The sequence below is a fragment of the Cupriavidus sp. YAF13 genome (assembly GCF_052113425.1).
Taxonomy (GTDB): Bacteria; Pseudomonadota; Gammaproteobacteria; order Burkholderiales; family Burkholderiaceae; genus Cupriavidus.
In genome coordinates this window covers 1-12,676 of sequence record NZ_JBFRDD010000027.1, presented here as the reverse complement: position 1 = coordinate 12,676, position 12,676 = coordinate 1, and the positions used below count along the sequence as shown (strand labels likewise).

Sequence of the window (12,676 nt, the reverse complement as noted above, 5' to 3'; positions counted from 1 at the left end):
GAATGACGCGCGGTCGGCGCGGAACGCTCAGGACAGCAGCGGGGCTTTGCCTTCGTCGACTTCGGCAATCGCCGGGATCTCCACGCCATGGCAGCCGACGTCTTCGCGGATCTCATCCAGCGAGCGCTTAATGATCGCCATCTCTTGCTCGGGATGCGTGGCGCCCAGGCCGTATTCGGCAGCGAGGGCGCGTGCCCGGCCCGCGCGCCGCTGCTCGTCCTCTGGCAGGTTGACGACAGCGTAGACCCCATTGAGCAGGCTGCCGCGCAGCTTCTTGGCGAATTTCTGCCCGAGCAGCGCCTTGTCGTCCGCCGATATTTCCGAGAAGAAACGCCGCATGATGATGCGTCCGAATTGGATATGCCGCGCCTCGTCGCGCAGGATCAGCTTGCAGGCCGTCCTAATGGACGTAAAGCGCGCGTTCTCGTAGCGGGCCTGCAGCAGTTCGCCGGATAGCTGCTCGAACAAGGTGTTCACCGCCAGGCCGGCGAAAAGCTCATCTGCTTCTCATCGCGCTCATCGTGGAAGCGGGGGATGATGGCGCGGAAGTAGTCCGAACGCGGCGACTCCTGGTAGCCGGATATGGCACGCGCTACGCGGAACGAGGCCTCGTGGTGGCGCAGTTCCTCGGCGATGAAGTTGACGACGTGCTGCTTCACCTCGAACGGCTGGTGCTCGAAGATCGCATCGCGCAAGCGCTCGGCGCCGTAGGGAATGGCGCCGTGCTCCATCCAGGCGCGCAGGCTCCACCACTCGCCGCCAGCCTCGCGCACTTCCGCAGGAATGTCGGCCTGCTCCAAGTCCGAGTAGTCGATCTGCGTCGGGTCCCACGCCAGCGCACGGGCCTGCTCGCAAAGGCCCCAGACATCTTCGTAGGCCAGGGTGGAGACGATGGGGTACGGGTTTGGAACGGGAGTGAGTTCTTCAAGCAGGGAGGGGCGCATTGTGTGGTCCTGTGGGGCTATTGCGTTTTTGCTCTATGGGCTCACTGTAGTTTGCAAAGCCCTGATATTCCAAATACTATTCAAAGCTGTCCTTGATACATAAAGTGAATCACCGTGACCGACTTGCGCCAGTTTCAACAGTTTGTCGCCGTGGCCGAGCTGCTGAGCTTCCGGCGCGCGGCCGAGGCGTTGCACATGTCCCAGCCGCCCCTGACAGTGGCCATCAAGAAGCTGGAAGAAACCATTGGCACCGAACTGCTTGAGAGGAACCGGCATATGGTGCGGTTGACCCCGGCCGGGGAAGTCTTCCTGGTGGAGGCGCGCAGGACGATTGCCCAGGCCGAGATCGCGGTCGAATCGGCGCGGCGTGCGGCTAGCGGCATGTTCGGGACCTTGCGGCTTTCGTTCGTACCGAGCGCGGCGCTTGACGTGCTGCCGGACATCCTCAGGCGATTCCAGCAGGAGTACCCCGCGGTCAAGCTGATCCTGACAGGCGAGAGCAGCGGCAAACAGCTGGAGCTGCTGCGGCGCGGCGATACGGATGTCGCCATCGTGGTGCCGCCGGTGTATGAGCCCAGGGACCTGAGCCTGGATATCCTGTGCGAGGAAACACTGGTGGTCGCCGTTCCGGCGGCGCATGCGCTGGCCAGGCGCAAGCGCCTGCGACTGGAAGAGCTGAAGGCCGAAGCCTTCGTCGCGTTCCCCTTCGCGGAAGGGCCGGGCTACTCGGGGGTAATTCTGGCGGCTTGCCAGCGCGCGGGATTTTTTCCGCGCGTGGTTCAGGAAGCGTCACAGATGCAGACCATCATCACGCTGGTTGCCGGGAACTTGGGCATTGCCATTGTGCCCAGGGCCATGACAAGGGTGCAGGCACTGGGCGTGGTCTATATCGACGTGACGGAATCCCGTACTTCGTTGCGATATCCCCTGGTGATGGCCTCGCTGACCAACACGGAGAATGCACTGGTGGGGGCGTTCGGGGCGGTGGCTAAGCGGTCACTTGCGGGAGAGTGTTCTCTGCATGCGCCTATGGCAACGTGATGATGGCAGAGCGCGCCGCCACGCATGCGGCACGCCGCGTCTGACGTGCAACTCGGCTCGCGGCCAGCGCGACCAGGTCGGCGTAGGGCGGGGAGAGCAGCGGTTCGGTGGGGACGGTGTCGTCGAGGTACAGGCGCGCGGCACGGCCCGATCGACCCACAGTGGAACATGAAGTAGTGGCGATTTTTGCTGCTCATAGTTTCTTCCTTGGCTCTTCCTTCCCCGGCGAGAATGGCAGCGCGCCGGCAAGCAACGTCGGCAGCTCAATCTCACCGCCAGCAGGATCACTCGGAATCACGATACTGCTCAGGGAAACGCCGAGTGTTAGCGGCGCCGCCTAAGCAACGATCGCATCGTCCAGCGCCGCGAGCGATTGGAATCGGAAAGCGCTCCAGCGCCGATTCCAGCATGGCCTCCCCACGACGTTCCTACGAATACTTGTGTAGACGCTTACTCGGACGGGTGTGTACTAGGGGCGGAGTATGGAATACACCGGGCTTCGGCTCTCTAGCCAACTCTGATTTCGAATTCGAAGCTGGCCTTATCGCTAGTCCGCATAAGCAAATACGTATAAGTACCTTCCGTGCCGCACGGCGCCTGCGTTATGTTCGGCAGGCATGCTGCGCTCGTCTTCGCGGCAAACTTTGTAGCACGTCATGAACCACACGGATCGCGTGGTCCATTGGGTTCTGAGCAGCCTCGAACTCGAGACCACCCTCTTTCACTTAGGGCAGTATTGTGGCAACTGGCGCGCCTCGGTTGCTGGACGCTTGCGTGCAGGGTTTCATCTGGTGCTGCATGGCGACTGCTGGTTGCACCTGCCCGGCGATATGGCCCCCGTGCAGCTGCGGGCAGGCGATGCAGTGTTTTTCCTACGCGACGTGCCACACCATCTGGGGCCACACGCCGAGCCGCAGGCCTGCGTGGCAGACAGCGAGATGTTGTCATTGGATGCGCTCTTGCCGCCATCGCTGTCCTCGACCGGACTCGCCTGCGGCTTCTTCGATTTCCGCCCCGGCCTGAGCGAGGTGCTGCTGGCACCGTTCCCCGACTACTTGGTATTACGAGGCGAGGGCGGCGAGCGTGACGATGCCGATGACGGATTGGCTGCCACCCGCGCCTTGTTTGATCTGATCCTCGCCGAGGCACGGCGTGGCGGCAGCGAGCCTTCGCCGCTGATCGCGCGGCTGATCGATCTGCTGTTCTTTTATGTGGTGCGCCACCTCGCCGCGCGCGACGACGTGGCGCAGGGGCTGTGGCCGCTGTTGCGCAGCGCTGAGTTCTCGGGCCTGATGCTGGCGCTGATCCGGCATCCTGAACGGGCGTGGACGGTGGAGGCCATGGCGGCGTTGGTGCATATGTCCCGCGCCACCTTCTGCAAACGCTTTGTCGAGGCTAGCGGGCAGTCGCCGGCTGCCTTCCTGCTGTTGCTGCGGATGAAAGTGGCCGAGCAGCTGTTGGGCAGCCGATGCAGCATCGCCCAGGCGGCCGAGCGTGTTGGTTATCGCTCGGAGGCGGCCTTCGCGCGCGCTTTCAAGAAGGTAACCGGCTTGCAGCCGGGAGCCATGCGGCGACAGGGGCAGCGGCTGTCGCTGTCGTAGCACTCCCCCTGGGCGGGCATGGCGCACCGGCCAGCGAAACGCAGACGAAATGGCAGGGAATCGCGACGCTCGCGCATGGCGCCTGGCAGCCACTCGTCGCAAAATCGGCTGGTGTTCCACCTAATCCCAACGTGACGCCATGAACCGTATCCCGCTGCAATCCGCCGAGACCGCCCCCGAAGCCAGCCGCCCTCTGGTGGCGCGCGCCATCGCCAACAACGGCTACCTGCCCAACCTGATCGCCGCACTGTCCAACGCGCCGGCGGCGCTGGAGGCCTACCTGACCGTGTCGGAGATCAATAGCCGCGGCTCACTGACACTGGCCGAGCGAGAGGTGGTGCAGCTCACCGCTGCCACCACGCATGGCTGCGGCTTCTGCGTGGCCGGCCATACGGCAATCGCGGTGAAGAAGGCCAAGCTGGATGCTGACACGGTGGGCGCATTGCGCGCCCAGGCCGCGTTGCCCGAAGCCCGGCTGGAGGCACTGGCCGACTTCACCCGCGCCGTGATCAGCATGCGCGGCGCGGTGCCGCAGGACGCGTTCGATGCCTTCCTGGCAGCAGGCTTCACCGCGGCGCAGACACTGGATGTGGTGCTGGGCGTGAGCCTGGCCACGCTGTGCAACTTCGGCAACAGCCTGGCGCAGACACCCTTGAACCCCGAGTTGGAAGCGTACCGGTGGACACCTGCCGCGGCCTGACGTCACTGAATCGCAGAGGAACGCCGATGACTTTCTCCACATTCTCAAGCGTGCTGCCGCCGGATCTGGCGCAATGGCTGGCCGCCCATGCCGACGGGCTGGACAACGGCACCGTCGACCCGGGCGAGGTACTGCCACGCCTGGCTCAGGCCGGCCTATTCGGCGTCGGCGTGCCGCAGATCCTGGGCGGCAATGGTGGCACCCTCTCGGATGCTGTCGAGGCAGTGGCGGCAGTGGCCGAGTATTCGCAGACGGCGGCATTCGTGTTGTGGGGCCAGCGCGCTTTCGTCGAATACCTGCTGCAGACACCCAACCGCGCACTGGCGCAGCGCTGCCTGCGCGCGCTGCTGGATGGCCGCCTTGCCGGCGCCACCGGGCTATCCAATGCCATGAAGTTCCTTGGCGGCATCGAATCGCTACAGGTGACCGCGCGCGGCGGCGAGGCGGGCAACGTCTGGCTGATCGATGGCGTGGTGCCTTGGGCCACCAATCTGCATCCCGCGGGCTTTGCGGTGGCAGTGACTGCGGCCAGCGCATCCGGCGGATGTGCCGCCGTCTATGCCATTCCTTCGGGCCTGCCGGGTGTGGCGCGCAGCGAAGACCTGGACCTGATCGGCCTGCGCAGCAGTCATACCGCGTCGGTGCGCTTCGACGGCGTCGCACTGGATGCCGGCTGGTTGCTGCATGAAGACGCGCACCAGTTCTTGCCGCGTGTACGGCCGGCCTTCCTGGGCCTGCAGTGCGGCCTGGCGATCGGTCTGGCCCGGCGCGGCATTGCGGCGGCACGCGACGGTGTCGAAAGCGGTCGTTCCGTACTGGATGAAGAACTCGATGCGCTTGCCGCCGCGCTCGTCGGCGAGACACGCACGCTGCATGATGGACTGGGAGTCGGCGACTTCCTCGCTGCTCCCCGCACGCTGTTTGGCATCCGTATTCGCCTGGTGGAGCTGGCCGCGTCGGCGATGCAACTGGAGTTGCAAGCGCGCGGCGGTGCAGCCTACCTGCACGCGCGTACCAATGGCTTTGCGCGGCGCTGGCGCGAGGCGGCGTTCCTGCCCATCGTCACGCCCAGCCTGGTGCAACTGAAGACCGAGCTGGCGAGGCAAGCGGTGCTAGGCCCCCGGGTGGCGGCATGAGCGGAGCGCTGCTGGAAGGGCAGGGCCTGACGCTGGTCTACGGCAGCGGCGCGGCGTCGCGCACGGTGCTGCGTGGGGTGGACCTGCGGCTGGCAGCCGGCGAGGTGGTGTCGGTGATCGGCCCAAGCGGCGCCGGCAAGTCCAGTGTGCTGCGCCTGTTGGCCGGCCTGCAGCCGGCCACGCGAGGCTGGGTGCGCATGCAGGGGGAGGTGCTGGACGCACCGCATCCACGCATTGCCGTGGCATTCCAGGATGCCTGCCTGCTGCCATGGCTTTCCGTGGCGCGCAACGTGGGGTTCGGCCTGGACTTTCGGCATCAGCCAGCCTTGGCGTGCGCAGGGCGTCATCAGCGTGTGGCGCGCACATTGGCTGCCGTCGGGCTGAGCCATGCGCAGCACCTCTTTCCCGCGCAATTGTCCGGCGGCATGGCGCAGCGGGTGGCCCTGGCGCGCTGTCTGGCGCGCCAACCGCTGGCACTGCTGCTCGACGAACCTTTCGGCGCGCTGGACGAGATCACGCGCTCCGACATGCAGGCGCTGCTGCTGCGCATGGTACGCGAGTACGGCCCGGCGACGCTACTGATCACCCACGACATTGACGAGGCGCTGCTGTTGTCCGACCGCATCGTCCTATTGGGGGCCGCGCCCGGCGAGCCGGCCAGCGTGCTGCGCGAATGGCGCATCGCGTTGCCCCATCCGCGGGAGGCGGAGGTCGAGGCCCTGGGTGCCCTACGCGTGGAGATCGTACGGGCACTGCGCAGCCTGCTGCGGCCCGGCGGCAGGACTTCCACCGCGTTGGCAGCGCATCCAGCGCCGCAGCACCAGACCGCCACCATTTGAGGCAGCGCGACACACACCACGAAACACCAAGACGAGGTCAACGATGTGCCAGGTTCCGATGTCCCGGCGCGAGCTGCTGAAGCTCTCCGCGCTTTTTACCGCTGGCGGTGCTCTGCCGCTGCTCAATGCACTGAACGCACGCGCGGCCAGCGAGCCGGATGCACCTGTGCGCATCGGCTACCTGCCGATTACCGATGCTACGCCACTGCTGGTGGCGCACAACAATGGCTATTTCGACAAGGAAGGCATTCAAGCCGAGAAGCCCACGCTGCTGCGCAGCTGGGCACAGTTGGTGGAGGCCTTCATTTCCGGCCAGGTCAATGTGGTGCATCTGCTGTCGCCGATGACCGTCTGGGCGCGCTTTGGCAGCCAGGTTCCCGCCAAGGTGGTGGCGTGGAATCACGTCGGAGGCTCCGGGTTGACGGTGGCGCCGCAGGTCGGATCGCTGCGCGACCTGGGTGGCAAGACGGTAGCGATCCCGTTCTGGTATTCGATTCACAACGTCGTGCTGCAGACGATGCTGAAGAAGGACGGCCTGGTGCCGGTGAGCCGCAAGAGCGGGGCGCTGGCGTCCAATGAGGTCAACTTGGTGGTGATGGCGCCATCCGATATGCCGCCCGCGTTGGCCTCACGCCAGATCGAGGGCTATATCGTAGCCGAGCCGTTCAACGCCGCAGCGGAGACGATGAAGATCGGCAAGATACTGCGCTTCACTGGCGACGTGTGGCGCAATCATGCCTGCTGCGTGGTGTTCATGCACCAGCAGGATCTGGAGCGGCGCCCGGTGTGGGCGCAGAAGGTTGTCAATGCCATTGTCAAGGCGCAGCGCTGGACTCAGGACAACCGCGCCGAGGCGGCCGCGCTCCTGTCCAAGGATGGCGCCAACCGCTACACGCCACACACGCTGGACGCGTTGCGCCGGGTGCTGGTTCCCGATGCGGGCGAGCGTGCCCGCTATCTGGCCAGCGGCGCCATTCATCATGCCGACTGGAACGACAAGCGCATCGATTTCCAGCCCTATCCCTACCCCAGTTACACGGAAGAACTCGTGCGCCGGCTCAAGGGCACGCTGATCGAGGGCAATAGTGCCTTCCTGGCCGGGCTGGAGCCGCAGCGCGCCGCGCGTGAGCTGGTGGACGATCGCTTCGTGCGCCGCAGCCTGGCCGAGGTGGGTGGGCTCAAGGCCTTCGGCTTCGGCGAGGGCTTCTTGCGGCAGGAGGAGATTGCAGCGTGAACGAGCCTGCCAACGATGCCTGGTCCGCCAGCGGCATGATGCGCTCGGTGGCGGCGCGGCTGTGGCCGGGACTGGCCGGCCTGGCGGTGCTGCTCCTGCTGTGGTGGCTGACCACTGGTGCCGGGCAGGCACAAGGGCTGGCCACGCGCTTCACGCCGGGCGCCACGTTGGCCAGCGTGGCGGAACTACTGTGCCAGCCCGATTTTGCCCAGAATACGTTGGTGAGCCTGCGGCGCGTGTTGCTGGGACTGGGGATGGCACTTGCCGTGGGCGTGCCGCTGGGCTTGCTGGTTGGCGGAGCGGCGCTGGTGGATGCCGCCGTGTCGCCGGCATTCCAGTTCCTGCGCATGATCTCGCCGCTATCCTGGATGCCCGTGGTCGTGATGGTGCTGGGCGTGGGCGACCGCCCGGTGCTGTTCCTGCTGGCCTTCGCCGGAGTCTGGCCCATTCTGCTCAATACCGCCGCCGGGGTGCGCAACCTTGACCCCCGCTGGATCACGCTCGCCCGCAGCCTGGCCGCCACGCGCTGGGAGATGCTGATGCGGGTGGTGCTACCGGGCGTAGTGGGCAGCGTGTTGACCGGGCTGCGGCTGTCGATCGGCGTCGTATGGATTGTGCTGGTGCCGGCTGAAATGCTGGGGGTGAATGCCGGCCTGGGCTACTTCATCCTTGATACGCGCGATCGGCTGGCGTACTCGGAGTTGCTTGCCACCGTGCTGATGATCGGGCTGCTGGGTTTCCTACTCGATAGCTGCGCGCGCTGGCTGCAGCGTTGGTGGGCTCCTGCATAGCAGACCAGTGCGGGGCGGGGGAGGAGCCCCGCTGCCTCGTGGTGGCCGCCATCTCAATCAGTGACAGATCAACTATCAAGGGGCGCCAGGAAATCCTCGCGCAGCCGGGGAAGGTGCGCAAGCTAGCGCTCCGGTGGCTTCCCTCGGGCTCGGGTTGCTAGGCACATCCTGTACGGACCCGTGCTCGCAGCACATCCGCTTCGATGATGGTCACTTGTCCCGAGCCATGCGCCTATCGAATAAGATGCACGGGAGCGTGCCGAATATCCTCTGTGAGTGTTCGGTGGGGGCATGTTCTCCACTACCCTTTAGGAAGATCATTCAGTATCGACGGGCTGCGACGCCCCCGATCATTTTCCTATGAGATCCCGATCGGTACCACCCAGATGGAGTCGTTTCTATATCCTGGATGCGAAGAACCGGCCTGTCCAGGTGTTGGACCAGGGCGAGTGGTCGCGCTGGATGGCTGAAAACGAACTGATCTTCCGCCGCACGCTGTTGGAAGACTGCGGCGTCGTGGTCACCACCCGCTTCCGCGGAGTGTCTGAGCGAGCACATAGGGACACGCCACTGTTCGTGACTCGTGTTGTCGGGAAGGTGGCGGACGAAAACGAGAGCTATGGAGCCTGCACGCTTGATGAGGCGTTGGAGCAACATGAATTGCTTGTGCAGAAACTCATTCGCGCTGCGCTAGATTGAGCCAGGATTTGAGCCCGCGCGACGGTGTTCGCAATCCATATCCGCTCTCAAGGGATGCAATTAATCACTTGCGGTGATAATCAAGCAAATTTGACCCGCTGGCAGGAGGGCGGGGCCGCCTTAACGGGTCCATCCGATTCGGTGCTGATACTGTGGCGCAGCGAAGGGACCAATCCGTCCGCTGCAGAGCAATTTTAATCACTGGCAGCATAAGCCAGCTGTACCCCAGGGGCGCTGCTTGCCTCGCTCCCTGACTGCGACAGAGCCCTCATCGTCGGAAAGCCAAAAAAGTGACGAGCCAGTCCAGCTTATGACAAAATAAATGCCCCCTGGTCACACCGGAAATGACGTTGCGGTCCGGACGTCGACGCACCCTTGAGTCATATTTCTGGCACGGTTCCCATTTCGCTGGTCAACGGCTTCCTGTCGGGTGCCGATCCCGCCGCCATTGAGCGGCTGGCGGAGTGCTCTGGCATCCCCCACGGCTTGCTGCGCCGCCCTGGCTCCCGCGTGACCGAGGAGCAGTTCTCCACGCTATATCGCCTGCTCGCGACCGAACTGGACGACGAAATGCCGGGCATCTTCAGCCGCCCCTTGCGCAACGGCACGCTGAAATACCTTTGCCTGAGCCTGCTCGACGCCCCGCGGCTGGAAGTCGCGCTGCACCGGTTCGGCCAGTTCTTCCACCTGATCCTGGATGATTTCCGGCTGGATTCGGGCCGCGACGGCGAAGGCGCCTGGGTTGCCATGGTGGTGGATCCGGCGGGCCCCAGCGTGACCGAACTCGGTCGCGAACTTATCATGAAGCTGGTGCACGGCATCGCGTCATGGCTGGTTGGGAAGCGGATCCCGCTGATCGCGGCGGAGTTCGATTTTGCGCGTCCCGCGCACGCAACGGACTACCTCTTTCTCTTTCCGGGGCCGGTTCAGTTCGGTAGCGCACAGACACGCATGCGTTTCGAGGCGGCCTACCTGGATATGCCCGTGCGGCAACGCAAGGCCGACCTGCAGAGATTCCTGGCGCGCGCCCCGGAAGATTGGATCTTCGTCTCCTTTGCCGACCAGATGGTTTGCCACCGGGTCAGGCAATTCCTCGCCGATTGCCTTCCCGCCATGCCGACGCTGGAAGTGGTTGCCCAGGACCTGCACTATTCCGTGCGCACGCTTTGCCGCCGGCTTGCGGACGAAGGCACGACGTTCCAGGCGATCAAGGACGACGTCCGGCGCGATATCGCGATCCAGCGGCTCACGCGTTCGCCCGACGCCATCGCGGCAATCGCTTATGACGTCGGCTTTGACAACCCGACCGCGTTCCACCGCGCCTTCCGGCACTGGACCGGCAGCACGCCAAAGGCCTACCGCGGCATGGCCTGAGCGGCCCGGCTAGGCGGCGGCACCGCTGTAATGGGTGCTGAAACGCTGCCTGAGCACCAGCTTATGCAGCTTGCCGGTCGCGGTCAGTGGCAGTTCCGGCACGAACACCACATCGTCCGGGATCCACCATTTGGCCACCTTGCCTTCATAGAAGGCTAGTAGTTGTTGCGCATCGAGCGTGCTGCCGGCGCGCCTTACCGCGACCAGCAGGGGGCGTTCGTCCCACTTGGGATGGGCACAGGCGATACAGGCCGCCAGTTCGATTTCCGGATGCGCAACGGCGATGCCTTCCAGTTCGATCGAGGAAATCCATTCGCCGCCGGACTTGATCACATCCTTGCTGCGATCCGTGATCTGCATATAGCCGTCGGCGTCGATCGTGGCGACATCGCCGGTGGCGAACCAGCCATCTTTCTCCAGGCAGGTTTCCTCCATGCCGAAGTAGCGCTCCACGACCCAATGGCCGCGCACCATCAGGTCGCCCGCCGAGCGCCCGTCCCACGGTAACTCGGCACCATCGGCGTCGACGACCTTCATCTCGACACCCGGCACGACCCTGCCTTGCTTGGCCTCGAGCTGCGCGCGCTCCTGCTCCGGCTTTTGCGCGAAGCCCTGCGAGGGCGAAAACACAGTGCCAACCGGCGACAGCTCGGTCATGCCCCAGGCGTGTACCGACTTGATGCCCAGTTCGCCCAGCGCCCTGGCCAGTTGCGGCGGGCATGCCGCGCCGCCCACGATGACACGCTCCAGGCTGTTGCAGCGCTTGCCCGTGCGGCGCATATGGTCGGCCAGGCCGAGCCAGACCGTGGGCACGCCGGCCGACACCGTCACGCCTTCCTGGTCGAACAATGCCGACAGGGACGCGCCGTCGAGCGCCGGACCCGGAAGCACCAGTTTCGCCCCGACCAGCGCCGCGGAGAACGGTAGCCCCCAGGCATTGACGTGGAACATCGGCACGACAGGCACCACGGAGTCCGACGCACGCAGGCAAAGCGCGTCTGGCAGCGCCGAGGCATAGGCCATCAGGCAAAGCGAACGGTGCGAGTACAAGACGCCCTTCGGGTTGCCGGTGGTGCCGGAGGTGTAGCAAAGCACCGCCGCCAGCTGCTCATCCAGGCGGGGCCAGTTGAAATGGCCGGGCTGCCCGCCGATCAGGGCCTCATAGCTTTCGAGCGGCAGCGCCGGTGCTTGAGGCAGGCTGGTGGCCTCGCACAGCATGACCCATGACTCGACATGAGGACATCGCGGCGCGATCTGCTCGACCAAGCCCAGGAACGAGGCATCAAAGCAGACCACGCGGTCGCGGGCATGATTGATGATGTAGGCGATCTGTTCGGGGAACAGGCGGGGGTTGATGGTATGACAAACCGCGCCAATGCCGGTCACGCCATAGTACAGCTCCATATGGCGATAGCCGTTCCACGCCAGCGTGCCGACGCGGTCTCCCGCCACGATGCCGCGGCCCGTCAGCGCATTGGCCAGTTGCATGGCGCGGACATGGCAGTCCCCGTAGGTATAGCGGTGAATGTCGCCCTCGACGCGCCGGGATACGATTTCCACCGTGCCGGAGTGCCGCGCTGCCTGCTCCAGCAGCGTGGACAATTGCAAAGGCGCATACATCATCTGACCGAGCAGGTCCATAGTCTTGTCTCCTGACAGGCGGTTTGTCGTTATGCCGGTTGCATTCAACGGTCATGGCGACGCCGGCTGCGAGGCATTCTAGAGGTGCCCGCCACCTCCGGCACTGACAGGAATGGCCGAACTAGTGACAAATCCGGCCAATCGAACTGGGGTGCATGGCAGGCGACCCGCGCGACGCAAAGCGGCAGGTTTTGTCAATGAATGGGCAGGTTTGGTTATTCCCGCATGACGCGGCGGGCGCTACGATCCGGTACCCAGACCATGCGGTGCCGGCATCCGGCCAGATGCACCGCGCCCTGTCCCCAAAATGGAGTCCCCAAAAAATGACCTACCGTGCCCCGCTCAAGGACATGCTGTTCGTGATGAACGAACTGGCTGATCTTGACGCAGTCAGCAAGCTGCCCGGCTTCGAGGACGCCACGCCGGAGACGGCGCAGGCGGTGCTCGACGAGGCAGCCAAATTCAACGAGCAAGTGGTGGCGCCGCTCAACCGCATTGGCGACACCGATCCCAGCAGCTGGAAGGACGGCGTGGTTACCACCACGCCCGGTTTCAAGGACGCGTTCCGCCAGTTTGGCGAAGGTGGCTGGCAGGGCGTGCTGCATCCGCAGGAATTTGGCGGCCAGGGCTTGCCCAAGTTGATCGCCACCGCCTGCAACGAGATGCTGAACACGGC

13 protein-coding genes are annotated in these 12,676 nt (G+C 64.8%); 10 read left to right on the top strand and 3 right to left on the bottom strand.

Annotation, left to right across the window (positions count from 1 at the left end; translation table 11 throughout):
* Positions 1–27: 27 nt before the first annotated feature.
* Together AB4061_RS21295 and AB4061_RS21290 are read right to left on the bottom strand one after the other, a co-directional pair.
* A complete protein-coding gene (locus AB4061_RS21295) occupies positions 28–477 on the bottom strand; it encodes a hypothetical protein (RefSeq protein ID WP_441637233.1) in 450 nt (149 codons plus the stop codon).
* Positions 474–944, bottom strand: a complete 471-nt coding sequence (locus tag AB4061_RS21290) for a hypothetical protein (RefSeq protein WP_441637231.1) — start codon at positions 942–944, stop codon at positions 474–476. The genes AB4061_RS21295 and AB4061_RS21290 overlap by 4 nt, the downstream gene beginning before the upstream one ends.
* Before the next feature lie 114 nt (positions 945–1,058).
* Between AB4061_RS21290 and AB4061_RS21285 the strand changes: the two genes are divergently transcribed.
* From AB4061_RS21285 to AB4061_RS21245, 9 genes are all read left to right on the top strand, one after another.
* The gene (locus AB4061_RS21285) at positions 1,059–1,985 is read left to right on the top strand and encodes a LysR family transcriptional regulator (protein ID WP_441637229.1); all 927 of its coding nucleotides are present in this window, start codon (positions 1,059–1,061) and stop codon (positions 1,983–1,985) included.
* A 656-nt stretch (positions 1,986–2,641) separates the two neighbouring features.
* Positions 2,642–3,586 carry a cupin domain-containing protein gene (locus tag AB4061_RS21280; protein ID WP_441637227.1) on the top strand — a complete coding sequence of 315 codons (945 nt, stop codon included), beginning with the start codon at positions 2,642–2,644 and terminating at the stop codon, positions 3,584–3,586.
* A gap of 139 nt (positions 3,587–3,725) precedes the next feature.
* On the top strand, positions 3,726–4,286 hold the full coding sequence (locus AB4061_RS21275) for a carboxymuconolactone decarboxylase family protein (protein ID WP_441637225.1): 561 nt from the start codon (positions 3,726–3,728) through the stop codon (positions 4,284–4,286).
* 26 nt (positions 4,287–4,312) lie between these two features.
* Positions 4,313–5,422 carry an acyl-CoA dehydrogenase family protein gene (locus tag AB4061_RS21270; RefSeq protein ID WP_441637223.1) on the top strand — a complete coding sequence of 370 codons (1,110 nt, stop codon included), beginning with the start codon at positions 4,313–4,315 and terminating at the stop codon, positions 5,420–5,422.
* Positions 5,419–6,261 (top strand): ABC transporter ATP-binding protein, encoded by an 843-nt coding sequence (locus tag AB4061_RS21265; RefSeq protein WP_441637220.1) that lies wholly within the window; start codon positions 5,419–5,421, stop codon positions 6,259–6,261. The genes AB4061_RS21270 and AB4061_RS21265 overlap by 4 nt, the downstream gene beginning before the upstream one ends.
* Positions 6,262–6,304: 43 nt before the next feature.
* Positions 6,305–7,495 (top strand): ABC transporter substrate-binding protein, encoded by a 1,191-nt coding sequence (locus AB4061_RS21260; RefSeq protein ID WP_441637218.1) that lies wholly within the window; start codon positions 6,305–6,307, stop codon positions 7,493–7,495.
* Positions 7,496–7,533: 38 nt separating this feature from the next.
* Positions 7,534–8,286, top strand: coding sequence for an ABC transporter permease (locus tag AB4061_RS21255; protein WP_441637376.1), 753 nt, complete (start codon positions 7,534–7,536; stop codon positions 8,284–8,286).
* Between the two features lie 360 nt (positions 8,287–8,646).
* On the top strand, positions 8,647–8,985 hold the full coding sequence (locus tag AB4061_RS21250; protein ID WP_441637216.1) for a hypothetical protein: 339 nt from the start codon (positions 8,647–8,649) through the stop codon (positions 8,983–8,985).
* Positions 8,986–9,387: 402 nt separating this feature from the next.
* Positions 9,388–10,359, top strand: coding sequence for an AraC family transcriptional regulator (locus AB4061_RS21245; protein WP_441637374.1), 972 nt, complete (start codon positions 9,388–9,390; stop codon positions 10,357–10,359).
* 9 nt (positions 10,360–10,368) lie between these two features.
* Here AB4061_RS21245 and AB4061_RS21240 read toward each other — a convergent pair whose 3' ends face one another.
* Entirely contained in the window at positions 10,369–12,000 is a 1,632-nt protein-coding gene (locus tag AB4061_RS21240) for a 3-(methylthio)propionyl-CoA ligase (protein ID WP_441637214.1), read from the bottom strand.
* 323 nt (positions 12,001–12,323) lie between these two features.
* Here AB4061_RS21240 and AB4061_RS21235 point away from each other — a divergent pair.
* The coding region (locus tag AB4061_RS21235; protein WP_441637212.1) for an acyl-CoA dehydrogenase family protein at positions 12,324–12,676 on the top strand (353 nt) is incomplete at its 3' end.

Coding starts and splice junctions, on each gene's coding strand:
- AB4061_RS21290 (WP_441637231.1), bottom strand. CDS start 944: ATGCGCCCCTCCCTGCTTGAAGAACTCACTCCCGTTCCAAACCCGTAC.
- AB4061_RS21280 (WP_441637227.1), top strand. CDS start 2,642: ATGAACCACACGGATCGCGTGGTCCATTGGGTTCTGAGCAGCCTCGAA.
- AB4061_RS21275 (WP_441637225.1), top strand. CDS start 3,726: ATGAACCGTATCCCGCTGCAATCCGCCGAGACCGCCCCCGAAGCCAGC.
- AB4061_RS21270 (WP_441637223.1), top strand. CDS start 4,313: ATGACTTTCTCCACATTCTCAAGCGTGCTGCCGCCGGATCTGGCGCAA.
- AB4061_RS21265 (WP_441637220.1), top strand. CDS start 5,419: ATGAGCGGAGCGCTGCTGGAAGGGCAGGGCCTGACGCTGGTCTACGGC.
- AB4061_RS21260 (WP_441637218.1), top strand. CDS start 6,305: ATGTGCCAGGTTCCGATGTCCCGGCGCGAGCTGCTGAAGCTCTCCGCG.
- AB4061_RS21255 (WP_441637376.1), top strand. CDS start 7,534: ATGCGCTCGGTGGCGGCGCGGCTGTGGCCGGGACTGGCCGGCCTGGCG.
- AB4061_RS21250 (WP_441637216.1), top strand. CDS start 8,647: ATGAGATCCCGATCGGTACCACCCAGATGGAGTCGTTTCTATATCCTG.
- AB4061_RS21240 (WP_441637214.1), bottom strand. CDS start 12,000: ATGGACCTGCTCGGTCAGATGATGTATGCGCCTTTGCAATTGTCCACG.